Genomic DNA, 15469 nt, shown 5'->3' with positions numbered 1-15469 from the left:
ACAAGACAGCCGGCCGGATTTGTTTTGAGCACCTGTCAGTATAACGAAAACAACAAACAGAGAGGAATGCGGGATGCAGTCAATTAAGTATAAGCGAATCCTTCTGAAATTGAGCGGCGAAGCCTTGATGGGCGACGATTCTTACGGAATTAACACGGATGTGTTGGAATTTGTCGCAGAAGAAGTAAAAGAAATCGTAAGGCTGGGTATAGAGCCGGGTATCGTTATCGGAGCAGGGAATATTTTTCGTGGTGTTGCAGGCGCAAGCAGGGGCATGGACCGTGCGACGGCCGATAACATGGGCATGCTTGCCACTGTTATGAACAGCCTGGCGATGCAGGATGCCCTTGAGAGAAAGGGTGTTATCACCAGAGTTATGTCGGCAATTCCGATGCAGTCGGTTTGTGAGCCATATATTAGAAGACGTGCTACCCGTCATCTTGAGAAAGGAAGGGTTGTAATCTTTGCCGCTGGTACCGGTAATCCATACTTTACAACCGACTCTGCAGGTGTGTTGCGTGCACTTGAGATTGATGCCGATCTGGTGATTAAAGCCACCAAGGTAGATGGCGTATATGATAAGGATCCTGTTGTTTATCCTGATGCTGTCAAGTATGATGAATTGACATACGATACGGTTCTGCAAAAAGGACTTCGGGTTATGGATGCGGCTGGCATTGCTCTGGCCAAAGAAGACAATAAACCGATCATGGTACTTGATATGAGTGTTTCAGGTAATATCCGCCAGGCTGTAAGCGGAAAAACCGTTGGTACCCTGATAACGTCCTGATAAGACCATTGAAAATAATTCATCAGAGAGCAGAGGTAAAAGCATGAGTGATGTGATACTGGATATGGCTGAGAAAATGGAGAAGAGCGTTGAGACGTTCAAAAACGAACTGTCGAAAATTCGTACAGGCCGCGCTTCAATTTCTCTCCTGGATGGAATTATGGTTGATGCCTATGGCAGCGCAATGCCAGTTAACCAGGTTGGAACACTGACGATCCCTGAGAGTCGGATGATTGCCATTCAACCCTGGGATGTCCAAATGGTTCCTGCCATTGAAAAGGCCATTTTAAAGTCAGATATTGGCCTTACTCCTATAAGCGACGGCAAAGTTATACGCTTGAATATTCCTCAGTTGACCGAGGAGCGTCGTAAAGGTCTGGTAAAGCAGGTCAAGAAAATTGCTGAGGAGTTCCGTGTGGCCGTTCGCAACTCTCGCCGAGATGCCATCGACATCCTCAAAAAGCAGAAGAAGGATAAGGAAATCTCTGAAGATGATTTGTTCAAGCTGCAGGATGATGCTCAGAGTGAGACCGACAGCTATATTAAGCAGATTGACGAGATAAGCGCTGCCAAAGAGAAAGAGGTTCTGGAGGTATAACCATTATTTCTCATGAGGATTAGGTACGCACTCTCCAATGATTGCGGAGATCTCTAGTGAACCACCCCCATGAGAAATAATGGTAGACTCTCTTTTTCGGTTTCGTTCTACCTACAAATCATGTTTTTCAGGGAGAACCATGGTCATTGACCCGGCGATAGACACCAAACGTCTGCCGCGCCATATTGCACTTATTATGGATGGCAACGGCAGGTGGGCGCAGCAACAGGGTAAGCCCAGACTGTTTGGTCATAAAGCAGGTGTGGATTCAGTGCGGGCGATTGTTGAGACGTCCCGTGAAATCGGCATTGAAGCAATTACTTTATACGCATTTTCCACAGAGAATTGGAACAGGCCTGAGCAGGAAGTAAACGGCCTGATGACTATTCTGAAAACATATCTTTCAGCTGAACTTTCCAGGTTATTGAAAAACGGGATACAGCTGCGCTGCATCGGTGACCTCGATCGTCTGCCGGAAGGTGCCGCAAAAGCACTGAGCAAGGTGATTGAGGCTACCAGGCAAAATGATAAGCTGGTGCTGAATCTGGCACTCAGCTATGGCGGCAGGGATGAACTGGCCCGGGCAGCACGGATACTTGCAGAGCGCTGTGTAAAAGGTGATCTCGAACCAGCTGCGATCACCCCTGAGCTAATCAATGATAACCTCTACACCACCGGACTACCAGACCCCGATCTCATGATCAGAACCGGTGGTGAGGCGCGCCTTTCCAATTTTCTGCCTTGGCAGCTTACCTATTCAGAGATATTTTTTACGGATATCATGTGGCCTGATTTTCGCCGGGAGCAGTTTCTGCAGGCGATCAGCGATTTTCAGATGAGAGAGCGCCGTTACGGTAAAACCAGTGCCCAAGTTTCAGCCGAGTGATTATGAGTCGTACTTTTCCCGGAATTTTATTGGCAATTGCCTGGGTTGTTCTACTACTTGCCGGAACGCCTCTCTATTTTCAACTGGTGATGCTGATAGTCACCGCTATCGGCATTAATGAGTATCTGGATATGGCGTTGGAAAGTCCACCGTCTATCTCCACCAGGGTGCTCTCAATCGCCACGTTATTGCTGCCCTATCTGGGTGGCTGGTACTTTGCCGATACTGCTGGAATTCAGTTCGGGCTGTTTGCCGCCACGTTCTTTATCTTTCTTTACACCATAGGTTGCTATTCCAGGCTGAATGAGCCGTATCGGTTCCTGAGCAGGCTTATCCTCGGCGTGGTCTATGTCGGCGTATTGGTATCCTATCTGCCGCTGATCCGTAATCTGCCAGAAGGTGGTGAATGGCTGGTGGTGCTGACAGCGATTACCGCCGGTTCAGATTCAGGAGCGTATTACTCAGGCCGACAATTCGGAAAGCATAAGCTTTCCCCTGCAATCAGCCCTAAAAAGACTATAGAGGGTGCTGTTGGCGGCCTTGTCTGTGCAATTCTGGCAGGCCTTGTCCTCGCTGTGCTCTTGTTTGATAAAGTTAATCTGCCGTTTATTCTGTTTGCTGCAATAATCCTTACAGGCGTCGGAATTCTAGGGGATCTCGCAGAGTCAATCATTAAGAGGGGTACCGGCACCAAGGATTCAGGCAGACTACTGGCTGGTCATGGTGGTATACTCGATAGAATCGATTCAATCCTGCTTGCTGCGCCTGTCTTGTATTACCTGTTGTACTTTTTTATGGGGATTCAATGAAACGTATTGCACTTCTGGGTTCTACCGGTTCAATCGGTGTAAATGTTCTTGAGGTTGTCCGGCAGTTTCCCGAAGATTATTCTATTGTAGGACTTGCGGCAGGCCGAAACCTGGACCGACTCAAGGCCCAGGTGCTTGAGTTCGACCCTGAGGTGGTTTCCGTAATCGATGAGAAGCATGCTGAGAAAATACAGGCGATGTTGCCGACAAAGTATCGTACGCGGGTCGTGTGCGGCACCGAAGGCAACTGCCTGGTTGCGTCCCACGGCGATGCCGATATCACCGTCTCTGCCATAGTTGGGGCCGCTGGGCTGCTGCCCACCCTTGCTGCTATCCGTGCCGGAAAACCTGTCGGATTAGCCAACAAGGAAACTCTGGTCATGGCTGGCAGGATTGTGATGGCTGAGGCCAGAAAGCATAATGTACCGCTCCTACCGGTGGACTCTGAGCACAGCGCTATTTTTCAGGCGCTGGAAGCCGGGCACCGTAAGGATGTCGCAAAAATTATCCTCACCGCTTCCGGCGGCCCATTCAGGGGCAAGAGCCGTGAAGAGTTACAGAGGGTAACCCGGGAGCAGGCACTGAATCACCCAAACTGGGACATGGGGCAGAAAATAACTATTGATTCTGCCACACTCATGAATAAAGGTCTTGAGGTGATCGAAGCCAGATGGCTTTTTGATATCGGTGCAGATGATATAGAGGTTGTGGTTCATCCACAATCGGTTGTGCATTCACTGGTAGAGTATCAGGATGGCTCTGTGATGGCCCATCTCGGTATCCCTGATATGCGTATTCCGATAGCTTACGCCCTGTCGTACCCCAGGCGGTTGCCATTGAAGCTTAAACCTCTGCAGCTGTCCCAGTGTTCAAATCTTGAGTTCCATGATCCGGATTACGATTCTTTTCCGGCACTTGGCATGGCTTTTGAGGCATTGCGGACGGGGGGGGTTGCCCCTGCTGTGCTCAATGCAGCCAATGAGGTCGCAGTTGCAGCATTCTTAGCTGAGCGAATTGGTTTTACTCAGATACCCGAAACTGTAGCTTTTACTCTGAATGAAGTTCATCAGGGGAGCGATGAATCACTGGAAGATATCCTGGCAGCAGATGCAGCCGCCAGAGTTTCAGCAGAACAAAAAATTTCAGCCCTCGCCTGACCAGTCTGCACTGCAGCTTCGGGAGTGCGGTCTACATCATTTGAACCGGAACAGTTTACTCCAACCATTGTGAAGTTATGACAACTGCCTTTTCCTTTATACTCGTCCTTGGCCTGCTCATTTTTGTCCATGAGCTGGGCCACTTTCTGTTCGCCAAGCTCTTCGGGGTCAGGGTGCTGAAGTTCTCCCTTGGCTTTGGGCCGAAACTCTTCGGCAAGACCGTGGGCGACACCGAATATGTCGTCTCGGCCATCCCCCTTGGCGGTTTTGTAAAAATGTACGGAGAAAATCCGGATGAACAGGATGTACCCAAAGAAGAACGGGAGATATCGTTTGCCCACAAGAGCGTCGGTCAGCGTTTCGGTATAATATTTGCCGGACCAGCGTTCAACTTCGTTTTCCCCGTAGTGATGTTTTTCCTGCTCTTTCTCTTCTCAGGTACACCTGAGCGGATTGATACTACCAAAATCGGTAATGTCGCACCGGGTTCACCGGCAGCTATGGCTGGAATGGTTGAAAACGATGTTATCATTTCAATCAATGGCGAACCGACAGACAGTTGGGACGATATACTCCATGGTGTACAGGGGAGTCGCGGTGAGCCAATTGATGTGATTGTGCTGCGTGAAGACGCCCAGAAGAAGCTCGAAATTCAGCCTAAATATGAAAGTGTTGAAAACATGTTCGGCGAAGAGCTGGAGCCTCGCTTCATCATAGGTATTATGCCCTATGCCGAGTTTAATTATGTTCATAAAGGGCCGATCGGGGCTTTCACCGATGCCTGCAAACAAACCTGGGGCTATGTTGACCTTACTGTAACCAGTATCGTTAAGATCTTTCAACAGGTTGTGCCTGCCTCGGAGCTGGGGGGGCCGATCCTGATTGCCCAGATAGCTGGCCAGCAGATGGAAGCCGGCTGGGTTAACCTTCTCTACTTCATGGGGTTGTTGAGTGTCAATCTCGGTATCCTCAACCTGTTGCCTATTCCAGTGCTTGATGGCGGGCACCTGATGTTTCTAACCATTGAAGCGATCCGCAGAAAGCCACTTGGAGAGCGGGCGCAGATCATTGCCCAGCAAATCGGGTTGGCACTGCTTGGTACCTTGATGATCTTCGTCTTTTATAACGACATCGTGCGGATTTTGACCCAATGAAACAGGTAGTGGAAAGCGATGGCTGTATCCTCGCAGTTGATACCGCCACTTCATGTTCGACTGTGGCGCTCACTTTGGGCACAAGGGCAAATGGCAGGGTTCTCGGAAGTGTGAGCCTGTCGAGTAATGTTACCCATTCAAGGAGATTACTTGGTGCCATTGACCGGTTGCTGAGTGAGTCCGGTTGCAGCAAAAATGATATCAGTGGTTATGCTGTTGGTCTGGGGCCGGGCAGTTTTACAGGCCTGCGTATCGGCATGGCCACTGTAAAGGGTTTGGCCGCCGCAGCGGATAAACCGCTTTACGGTGTATCCACCCTCGATATTCTTGCTGCGAATTGCCATGACCCGCGCCAGATTTGCGCTGTACTCGATGCGAGGAAAAAAGAAGTCTACGCTCGCTTTTACCGAATGAAGGATAATACAACGCCAGAGGCTGTGACGGAGATTGCGGCCTATTCACCTGAAACGCTTGCAGAAGTAATAAACGAACCGACCCTGATGGTTGGTGACGGTCTGGCAGTGTACAGGGATTTTTGGCTGGAGAAACTGGGCGAAACTATCAGCATTGCACCGTCCCAACTCTGGTCGCCATCCGCATCAAGTCTGGGGCTGATCGCTGGCGAATTGGCAGAACAGGGGCAAGTTCTTGAAATCGGTTCCGCCATTCCCATGTATGTCCGTGCCTCCGATGCTGAATTGAATCTGCAGATGAAAAAAAAAGGCACTAAATAGTCTTTTACCTGCAGGAGATTAGAGTTAGTCCGGATCGGGATTTTTAGATTTTGTGGTAACCGTCCGGTTGTATGTTCATAGTCGAAGTACTCAGGCAATCCAATTTTTAACCGCAGTGTTTTTTCCATGATTATCCGACGTCAGACACGAACCATCCAACTCGGCGATCTGCAGATTGGCGGCAGTAGCCCGATTTCCGTACAGTCCATGACCAATACGGACACTCGTGATACCAAAGCGACCATCGAGCAGATTAAAAGGCTCGAGCAGGCAGGGTGCGAGATTATCCGCTGTGCGGTACTCGATCAGGAGGCGGCAGAGGCGCTCCGTACCATCAGAGATGGTATCCAGATTCCACTGATTGCCGACATTCATTTCGATCACCGGCTGGCCATCAGTGCCATGGAAAACGGTGCCCAGGGTATACGCATCAATCCCGGCAACCTCGGTGGTGAGGAGAAGCTCGCCGCGGTGGTGGCCGCCGCCAGGATGCATAAGGTACCGATAAGAGTTGGCGTAAACAGCGGGTCCATAGAAAAAGACCTCTTGGAAAAGCACGGTTATCCCACCCCTGAGAATCCATCATCTCTGATTGAGAGCGCTATGAGAAATGTGCGTCTGGTGGAAAAACACGGCTATGAGGAGATGAAGATTTCCATCAAGTCCTCTGACGTGATGACCACTGTCAGCGGTTATCAGCAGCTCTCAAAGCTCACCGATTATCCTCTGCATCTTGGGGTTACCGAAGCTGGTGGCCTGATCGCAGGTACAGTGAAATCAAGTGTGGCCCTCGGCATTCTTCTCAGTCAGGGGATTGGCGATACGTTCAGAATTTCACTTACCAGAGATCCGGAAGAAGAGATCAGGGTAGGTTTTGAGCTGCTTCGTTCGCTCAAGATCCGGGAGCGCGGCCCTGAGTTGATTTCCTGCCCAACCTGTGGAAGAACCCAGATCAATCTTTTTGAATTGGCTGAAGAAGTGGAACGTTATGTTCAGACCATGGAAACTCAAATTAAAGTTGCGGTCATGGGTTGTGTGGTCAATGGGCCAGGTGAGGCCAAAGAGGCTGATATTGGTGTAACCGGCGGTAACGGAGTCGGTATCATCTTTAAAAAAGGTGCGATATTCAAAAAGGTTTCAGAAGATGTTCTGTTGGAAACATTTCTCGCTGAATTGAAAAAAATGGAAGAGGAAGGGCGAAAATCCTGAAAATCTGCTAAATTCTCTTCGTATTACAAATTCCCAACCCGCGACAGCGGGGGATGCCGCTCCAGCCGGGGCGGTTCAACTAAGATAATTTTACTTACGGAACATCTATGCGTTACTCTCAATCACTTTTGCCTACACTCAAGGAGACACCTGCCGAGGCTGAAGTCATTAGTCACAGACTCATGCTGCGAGCGGGTTTTATGCGAAAACTCACCTCTGGAGTTTATACCTATCTGCCCTATGGTCTGGCGGCAATTCGCAGGGTTGAGGCGATTGTGAGGGAAGAGATGAACCGGGCCGGCGCCCAGGAACTGATGATGCCGATGGTACAGCCTGCGGATCTTTGGCGTGAAACCGGACGATATGAGAAGTATGGACCGGAATTGCTGCGTTTTCATGACCGTCACGAGCGTGAGTCCTGCCTCGGACCTACCCATGAAGAGGTTATCACAGATATTATTCGCCGGGACCTTCATTCCTACCGGGATCTGCCGATTAATCTCTACCAGATCCAGACCAAGTTCCGCGATGAGATACGTCCCCGTTTCGGCCTGATGCGCGGTCGTGAGTTTATCATGAAGGACGCGTACTCCTTCGATGTCGATGACGCTGGCGCAGAGGTCGCGTACGGTAAAATGTACGAGGCGTATAAACGTATTTTTACCCGTTGCGGTCTCGAATTCCGTGCAGTGCAGGCGGACTCAGGTGCCATTGGCGGCAGTTTCTCCCATGAATTTATGGTACTGGCCGATACTGGCGAGGATACCATCGTGGTCTGTAAGTCGTGCGAGTATGCGGCAAATATGGAAAAGGCTGAGGTTAAGCCGGCCGAAGCGAAAAACGATGAGCCGCTGCTTGATCTTGAAAAAGTTGAGACTCCAGGTAAGCGCAAGGTGAACGCGGTCTGTGAGTTCATGGATATTACCCCCGATCAGCTCGTAAAAACAATGGTCTATATTGCTGATGGTACCCCGGTGGCAGTACTGGTACGCGGCGATCGTGAAGTTGAAGAGGTGAAACTCAAGAATTTCCTTGGGGCCATTGACGTTGAACTTGCTGACGACAAAGCTGCTTTTGATGCCACAGGGGCCCCGACAGGCTATCTCGGACCGGTCAACAGCAAAATCAAGCTGGTTGCCGATCAGGAGGTTGCCGCTATGGCAAACTTCGTCGTTGGAGCCAACGAGAAGAATTACCATATGCGTAACGTGAACCTCGGTCGTGATTTCGAGGTGAGCGGCATAGCTGATCTGCGCCAGGTGACTATCGAAGATCCATGTCCTGCCTGTGGTGGAGAGATCGATCTCACCGAGGGTATCGAGGTAGGACATATCTTCAAGCTTGGGACCTCCTACTCAGAGTCGATGGAGGCTATGTTCCAGGATGCAGACGGCCAGGAGAAGCCTTTCGTTATGGGGTGCTACGGTATCGGTGTAAGCCGGGTCGTTGCCGCTGCTATCGAGCAGAATCATGATGAAAACGGCATTATTTTTCCGGTACCCCTGGCACCATATCAAGTTATTATCTTGAATCTTGGGTTGAAGGATGAGAGTATTAATGCGGCGGCCGAGAAATTGTATAGCGATCTGCAGCAAGCTGGTATCGAAGTACTTTTCGATGACCGCGATGAACGTCCGGGCTCCAAGTTTAAAGATGCTGATCTGTTGGGAATTCCGTACCGGGTGACTGTTGGCAAGTCCCTGACTAAAAACGGAGTTCTCGAGGTGCGCCGTCGCAGTGATGGATATACTGAAGAAATTGCTCCAGAGCAGATAGTTGAATCTCTGCTGGAGAGAATCAAAAAAGATATGGAACACTGACCTGAGCGGATATCCGCCAAGAGTTTGCGTTACGCAGTGCTATGCCCTACTCATCGATGTTAAACCCGAAAGGGTTGAAAATTCTAGCTTCAAATTACCTGCATGGTGTCGACCTCTCACCCATAGATAAGGCGTGGGAGGTCGTCACCCGTGTTCACAGCGGGAAACTCCATCTCTCCGGCGAACCCTATCTGATCCATTTGCTGGAGGTCTCTTCGACCCTGGCATCAATGCATCTGGATCTGGATACCGTTCTGGCCGGCCTGCTTCATGGTGTCCCGCACGAGGGGGTAACCATCGAGGAACTGGAAAAGGATTTCGGTCCCGATGTTGCGGCCATTGTGGCTGGTGCCACCAAGATCAACAAGGTCCAATATAACAGCAAGCTGGTGAGCCACGCAGAGAATGTGCGCCGGATGCTGCTCGCCATAGCTGCAGATATTCGTGTACTGCTGCTGAAACTTATCGACCGCCTGCAGGACCTGTTCCTTCTTGACCATGTTGACCGGGAAACCCAGTTGGAAATTGCCCGGGAGACCATGGATCTCTATGCTCCTCTTGCTTCAAGGCTTGGTATTGACTGGCTGAAGCGTGAACTTGAGGACTACTCATTCAAATATCTTTATCCCGAAGATTATAAAGACCTGACGGAAAAGCTGGAGAGTTCTCTTGAAGAGAGACAGGAGTATGTTGACGAGGTAATAGCCATACTCCACCAGAAGCTTGCCGAAAATGATATTGAGCCAACTCGTATCATCGGCAGACCCAAGCATATTTATTCTATCTACAAGAAGCTTATTGCCCAGAATATTCCACTGGAGCGGGTATACGACAAGGTTGCCTTCAGGGTTATTGTCGAATCGGTCAAAGATTGTTACGAAACCCTCGGTGTGGTTCACGCAGAGTGGTCTCCGGTGCCAGGCAGAATCAAGGATTTCATCTCTGTCCCCAAGTCCAATAACTACCAGTCCATGCACACCACGGTCGTTGGCCCAAGAGACCATTTCATCGAGATCCAGATCCGTACAGAGGATATGGACAGGGTGGCCCAGGAAGGTGTCGCAGCACATTGGGCGTATAAAGAGGGACAAAAGGCCACAGATAAGGATGCACGTCTCTTTCGTGACCTGAAAAAGCTGGTCAAGTCTCTTCAAGAGGTCGAAGATCCACGGGAATTCCTTGATTCAGTACGTGGTGAGCTCTATGATCCCGATGTTTATGCCCTCACTCCTGCCGGTCAGGTAAAAGAGTTCCCCAATGGCAGCTGTCCTATTGATTTTGCGTACTCAATTCATTCTGAGGTGGGCGATCACTGTGTAGGTGCCAAGGTGAACGGGCGGTTGGTACAGCTGAAGTACAAGCTGCAGAACGGCGATATTATCGAGATTATTACCTCACCTACCCAGACGCCGCGAAGAGGGTGGCTTGATCTGGTCAAGACCAGCAGAGCAAAGGCCAGGATTCGTTCATGGTTGCGTCGTGAAGAAAAGGAGAAGGCACTCAAGCTTGGCCGGGAGATCTGCGAGCGTGAGCTGAAAAAGCACGATATGACCCTCAAGAGGATGATCAAGGGCGGTCATATACGTCAGCTGCTCAAAGCGTTGCGTTGCAATTCCCTTGACGACATGCTGATCAAGGTCGGCAATGGTCAAATAACGTTGCAGTCTCTCATCCGGGCACTGTTGCCTGCCGAGAGTGCAGGCGAGCATGTGGCTCAAACCGCAGAATTGTCGCAGGAAGAACTGACCGAGGCAGCTGTGCCGCAGAGCACTGTATCAGCCAATCGGGACAAGTCTGGCGTGAGCATTGAAGGTGTAGATGGCATGCTGGCCAAAATCAGTCGCTGCTGCTCCCCCTTGCCGGGCGACCCTATCGTCGGTTTTATCACCCAGGGACGCGGTGTCTCGATCCACAAGCAGGATTGCGTCAATCTGACATCCACCGACCCGCTTCGCTGGATTGATGTCTCATGGGCCGGTATGGAAGAAAAGTATTACAATGTCGCCATCCATATCAAGGCGGAGAACCGCCGTGGCATTTTTGCTGAGATCAGTGCGGTTATCAGTGCAGACAACGCTAATATCGCAGATATTTCAGGTCGCACTACCGTAGAGGAAACCGCTGATCTGCACATCACTCTGGAAGTAAAAGATCTCGAGCATCTTAAGACTATTATGCAGCATATCAGGCAGATGGAACACGTAATATCCGCGAGGCGTATATAGTAACGGTGGTATGGATATTTGTCTGATTTGCGGAAACGAGATTGATAATGATAAAAGCTTCTGCCCATTCTGCGGGTCAAAGCAGGCAGGTTCCGAACCTCGCAGCAAAGCCAAAACATTTCTTCATCGTACAATTAATTTAGAGCAGGGAATGCCCTTCGTGGAGAGTGCTCTACGTCAGTTGCAGGTGGCCATACGAGAGGCGAGAAATGGTGAAATACAGGCGCTGACGGTCATCCATGGTTACGGCTCTTCCGGCAAGGGCGGGGCCATTCGCCGGGAATGTCGCAAAACTCTCGATTATATGTGTAGCCACGGTCAGCTCAGCAGTTATGTTTCCGGAGAGGATTTTCATAAAAATAACGGAGTGGTAAAAGACCTGCTCAACCGTTACCCGCAACTGAGGTTGAACAAGAACCTTAACCGCAGGAATCAGGGTATAACCGTGATTATAATATAAAGCTAAACGCTCTGTTCCGGTTACAGTTTCTTGAAAGTGCGTAAGGTGATTGAATGAGGGAATCGGAGGGAAAGGATTACCCGAACACCCTTGTCTTGTCAGGTGAGATTCTGATATGCTTTCAGCAGAGTTTTTTCAGCAGGAGAGGGAATCAACGATTTTCGATAACTCTTTTTATGACCGAGCTTTTCCGGCCGGAGTAAATTTCCAATTTAGAGCGGATGCTTTTTAGCCAGGAATGCAGTATAGAGGCATACCTGACCCCATAAGGTGGAGAAGAGAAGTAATACGCACAACCCTGGCGGATATCTCTATAGCCAGCGTTTGTGATCAACCATGTGCGATGAGCACAAACTGAAAGGAGCATTGAATGAAACGAATAATCGCGCTTTTTGCCGCCTGTGTCGTATCAGTTCCGGTGATGCTGTTTGCCCAGGAGGCAGCAGAAAAGCCGAAACTCGAGACTTTTTCTCAAAAATTAAGCTATGCCATGGGTAGTGATGTAGGTCGCTATTTTAATAATCTCGGGGATGATATCGACTTTGAAAGTCTGGTTCGCGGTATCACTGACGGTTTTTCCGATGCCGAACTTGCCATGAATCCCGAAGAAATTGTTACAGTTCAAAAAGAGTTCGGTGCCAGGCTGCAGGCCAAGCAAATGGCTGAACTCGAGGCAATGAAACAGAAAAACCTGGAGAGTGGTCAAGCCTATCTCGAGGAGAATAAAAAGAACGATGGTGTGGTCGTAACTGATTCCGGCCTCCAGTACCAGTTTATCACCAAAGGTGATGGACCTATGCCCAAGCTTGCCGACCAGGTCAAGGTAGATTACGTGGGCAGTCTCATTGATGGTACCGAGTTTGATAGCTCCATTGCCCACGGTGAACCAATCGTGTTTGCTGTAAACCAGGTAATTCCTGGTTGGAAAGAGGCGATGCAGCTGATCCCGGTTGGCTCCAAGGTGCGCCTTGTTATTCCTTCCGAGCTTGCCTATGGTGAGCAGGGTGTGATGCCAAGAATCGAGCCAAACTCCGTGCTGGTATTTGAGGTTGAGTTGCTTTCTATCGAGCCTATGGTCGAGGAAGTTCCCGTTGAGGCGGTGCCGGAGCAGTTGCCTGCCAGCTAACTTGTTTCACTCATCAGCCATGTAATGCCATGTTCTTCAGTGTTTTGACAGTTCACATCGCAATCTATAGTTAACTGTCAAAAACTTCGAATCTGACGCTACCTGGCTGATGAGTATTCAGGGCAGTAGTTACTATAAACAAAAAGGCCTCTGGAACTAACGTTCCAGAGGCCTTTTTGTTTATAGTGCAATCGTATTTTATACTTCCACTAATTCATACTCTTCCTGGCTGTCCCGTAATACATGCGCCATGGCGATATGATCGATTTGTCGCCAGTCTTTCCCCAGCAGTTGACAACCATACATATCAATAGAAACAGGATCAGCAGATGCGACAATTCTGCCAACAGGTGGGTCGCAATGGGGGCCCCAGAGATGGGCCTGGCTCATGCCGACAGTTGCGTCCATGAGGGTGAAGTCCGGTGTGCGGTAGCAGTTAAGGTCAAAAACGGATTCCTGCATGCGTTCATGGAATGATGACTTTCCCCAATGTCCGCCTTGCTGATAATGCTCAGGTGGAGCGCATCCCATCATGTTTTTCATGGTCAGGGTGACCCCGGCAAGAGAGTGAGCCTTGAGCACCGGAACAGATAACAGAAAGATATCATCAAGCAGTTTGGGCAGGTACATTTCAGGCCACCGACGGCAGCGCTTATCGGCGAGTCTGGTTGAAGGGAGAGGGTTGAGGTCAACAAGCTCTATCCCTTGCTTGGCGGCCATCCCGGTGTAGCCGAGGGTCTCGAAACAATGGTACGTGTCGTAATCAGTAGAGCCGGTACCTTCACCAACCATAATTTCGAGGTGAGGTGAAATGGCTCTCAGATGACACACCAGAGCTTCAATCAGTGCAACCGGCGTAGTGATAGGTGGCTCGAGTGCCTCGACCAGGTTGGGTTTAATAAGAACTGTGGTAACAGCCTTTAGCCTGTCAGCCAGATCGGTTTCGGCAAGCAGCCTGTCGACACTGCGCTGCACGTTCCCGTGGTCTCTGGCAATAGCTGTTGAGTACACTCTATTGCAAATGGTGTTGCGAACAGAATACATGAAAAATACCTGAAAAAATGCTCAGACTGACATACGGCTTACTGATTTTGCCGGTAGAGCAGGAAAATTCCTATACTGACAAATATCAGATGGATGGTCGAAGCGGCAAAGATTGGTGGGATATAGCCTGCACCGGCCAGGGACTGCAGCGCGCCCCAGATGCCCCAGACAAAAAAGGCCATACCGCAACTGGCAGGGATCGCCACTGAGAGATCACGGCCCCATTTCTGGTAGGAGGCGAGCAGCATGGGCATACCCAGCAGCAACAATGGCATCCCAAGCAGGATATAGGAGATACGGCTGAAAAAATCGGTCCTGGCGCGGTTTGTGAGATCGGCTGTGTCCTGGGTGGTTGTCGCATGATAGAGCTGCGTCAATGATTGTTCGGCCGACTCATATTCAGGTACCAGGAAGTCATGCGGGTCTTCAGGTAAGTGAACTTCCCAGTGATTCATATTTTGAATCACATATTTGCCTTTGTCATTAATCTCCTGAACCTGGACTACATCGAGTATCCACTTGTCTTTTTGGGGATGCCACTTGGCGTACTTGGCGGTAATCAGTGCCTCGACGTTATATTCAGAATTCCAACGGGAATAGGAAAAGTGGCGAAAAACCAGTTTCTGTGAATTGGGCCACTCGAAAGAGTAGAAACCTTCCACACCTCGATAATAATAGCGGCCGTTGCGGTAGATACCAAGAGGTACCTTGCCGCCAACCTGTTCGTGCCAGATCTCGTTCGTGGTAGAAATGGTATAGGGCAGCAGCCACTGCGCAGAGGCGAGTAGCAGGCCTGTAATCCCAAGCCCGCCCAAAATAAGTGGCTTAATAATTTTACGAAGAGGGATGCCGCCGGCTTTCAGAGCTGTAAGCTCGTTGGTGTGATTAAGAATTCCAAGGCTGATAATTCCCGAGAGAAGAATCAGAATAGGACCAAGTTGATCGATGATAAAAGGAATATTCAGCAAAAAGAACTTAAGGGCTAGACCAAGTGATTTGCCTGCACTGGTGAATCGGTCGAACTTTTCAATAAAGTCTACGAGCAGATAGAGCGCAACAAAGCCGGAGGTAACTGTAAGGAAGTATTTGCTGAACTGTTTAAGGAGGTATTTGTCGAGTAATTTCACGTAATTTCACTGGCCCATTCCGAGAGCCCCGGGTTGAGTCTGTTTGTGCTGTCTGGTTGAGGATGAGCCATCGTAACACACGAATAATTCTCAAGCACAGCCTGGGTAACGAAGCTCATCGAAAGTGAGCATATATTAGCTTCGTGCGTATTATGTAAAGTATAAAATCGAATCTGGCAAATAGCTTGCCTGTTATTACCCAACTATATACCGTAATTGGCCAAAATAAAACTCAAGCCAGCTAATACTGTCGCTGAATGAATGAATATTTTCGGGGTCACCTGCTACTCATTGAGGAGACGAATGATAAATGGTAGCTAGAGCTGTTTG

General features: G+C 49.6%; 14 protein-coding genes. 12 read left to right on the top strand and 2 right to left on the bottom strand.

The genetic code is table 11. The annotated features are described in order from the left end of the window. Window positions 1-73 precede the first annotated feature (73 nt). The 12 genes from pyrH to FCL45_RS21685 all read left to right on the top strand — a co-directional run bounded on the left by pyrH (window position 74) and on the right by FCL45_RS21685 (window position 12968). On the top strand, window positions 74-790 hold the full coding sequence (gene pyrH, locus FCL45_RS21740) for a UMP kinase (RefSeq protein WP_136798054.1): 717 nt from the start codon (window positions 74-76) through the stop codon (window positions 788-790). A 43-nt stretch (window positions 791-833) separates the two neighbouring features. Then, on the top strand, window positions 834-1388 hold the full coding sequence (frr, locus tag FCL45_RS21735) for a ribosome recycling factor (RefSeq protein ID WP_136798053.1): 555 nt from the start codon (window positions 834-836) through the stop codon (window positions 1386-1388). 139 nt (window positions 1389-1527) lie between these two features. Beyond that, window positions 1528-2274 (top strand): isoprenyl transferase, encoded by a 747-nt coding sequence (locus FCL45_RS21730; RefSeq protein WP_136798140.1) that lies wholly within the window; start codon window positions 1528-1530, stop codon window positions 2272-2274. A gap of 2 nt (window positions 2275-2276) precedes the next feature. Then, a complete protein-coding gene (locus tag FCL45_RS21725) occupies window positions 2277-3083 on the top strand; it encodes a phosphatidate cytidylyltransferase (RefSeq protein WP_136798052.1) in 807 nt (268 codons plus the stop codon). Further along, window positions 3080-4240, top strand: a complete 1161-nt coding sequence (locus FCL45_RS21720; protein ID WP_136798051.1) for a 1-deoxy-D-xylulose-5-phosphate reductoisomerase — start codon at window positions 3080-3082, stop codon at window positions 4238-4240. Before FCL45_RS21725 ends, FCL45_RS21720 begins: the two co-directional genes overlap by 4 nt. A gap of 77 nt (window positions 4241-4317) precedes the next feature. Next, on the top strand, window positions 4318-5394 hold the full coding sequence (gene rseP / locus FCL45_RS21715) for an RIP metalloprotease RseP (protein ID WP_136798050.1): 1077 nt from the start codon (window positions 4318-4320) through the stop codon (window positions 5392-5394). Then, window positions 5391-6128, top strand: coding sequence for a tRNA (adenosine(37)-N6)-threonylcarbamoyltransferase complex dimerization subunit type 1 TsaB (gene tsaB / locus FCL45_RS21710; RefSeq protein WP_228721395.1), 738 nt, complete (start codon window positions 5391-5393; stop codon window positions 6126-6128). The genes rseP and tsaB overlap by 4 nt, the downstream gene beginning before the upstream one ends. 126 nt (window positions 6129-6254) lie before the next feature. After that, complete coding sequence (gene ispG / locus FCL45_RS21705; protein WP_136798049.1) at window positions 6255-7337, top strand: flavodoxin-dependent (E)-4-hydroxy-3-methylbut-2-enyl-diphosphate synthase; 1083 nt, start codon at window positions 6255-6257, stop codon at window positions 7335-7337. A 107-nt stretch (window positions 7338-7444) separates the two neighbouring features. Then, window positions 7445-9157, top strand: a complete 1713-nt coding sequence (locus FCL45_RS21700; protein ID WP_136798048.1) for a proline--tRNA ligase — start codon at window positions 7445-7447, stop codon at window positions 9155-9157. A gap of 41 nt (window positions 9158-9198) precedes the next feature. Next, window positions 9199-11382 (top strand): RelA/SpoT family protein, encoded by a 2184-nt coding sequence (locus FCL45_RS21695; RefSeq protein ID WP_136798047.1) that lies wholly within the window; start codon window positions 9199-9201, stop codon window positions 11380-11382. A 160-nt stretch (window positions 11383-11542) separates the two neighbouring features. Continuing rightward, window positions 11543-11842 (top strand): Smr/MutS family protein, encoded by a 300-nt coding sequence (locus tag FCL45_RS21690; protein ID WP_167495801.1) that lies wholly within the window; start codon window positions 11543-11545, stop codon window positions 11840-11842. Window positions 11843-12212: 370 nt separating this feature from the next. Continuing rightward, window positions 12213-12968, top strand: a complete 756-nt coding sequence (locus FCL45_RS21685) for an FKBP-type peptidyl-prolyl cis-trans isomerase (protein WP_136798045.1) — start codon at window positions 12213-12215, stop codon at window positions 12966-12968. 198 nt (window positions 12969-13166) lie between these two features. On the opposite strand, the gene FCL45_RS21680 is transcribed toward FCL45_RS21685, so the two are convergent. After that, on the bottom strand, window positions 13167-14012 hold the full coding sequence (locus FCL45_RS21680; RefSeq protein WP_136798044.1) for a DUF362 domain-containing protein: 846 nt from the start codon (window positions 14010-14012) through the stop codon (window positions 13167-13169). A gap of 38 nt (window positions 14013-14050) precedes the next feature. Beyond that, window positions 14051-15139, bottom strand: coding sequence for an LptF/LptG family permease (locus FCL45_RS21675; RefSeq protein WP_136798043.1), 1089 nt, complete (start codon window positions 15137-15139; stop codon window positions 14051-14053). Between the last annotated feature and the right edge of the window lie 330 nt (window positions 15140-15469).

This window comes from Desulfosediminicola ganghwensis, assembly GCF_005116675.2.
GTDB classification, from domain to species: domain Bacteria; phylum Desulfobacterota; class Desulfobulbia; order Desulfobulbales; family Desulfocapsaceae; genus Desulfopila; species Desulfopila ganghwensis.
The sequence above is the reverse complement of the archived record's forward strand: the minus strand, read 5'-3'. Positions and strand labels throughout refer to the sequence as shown.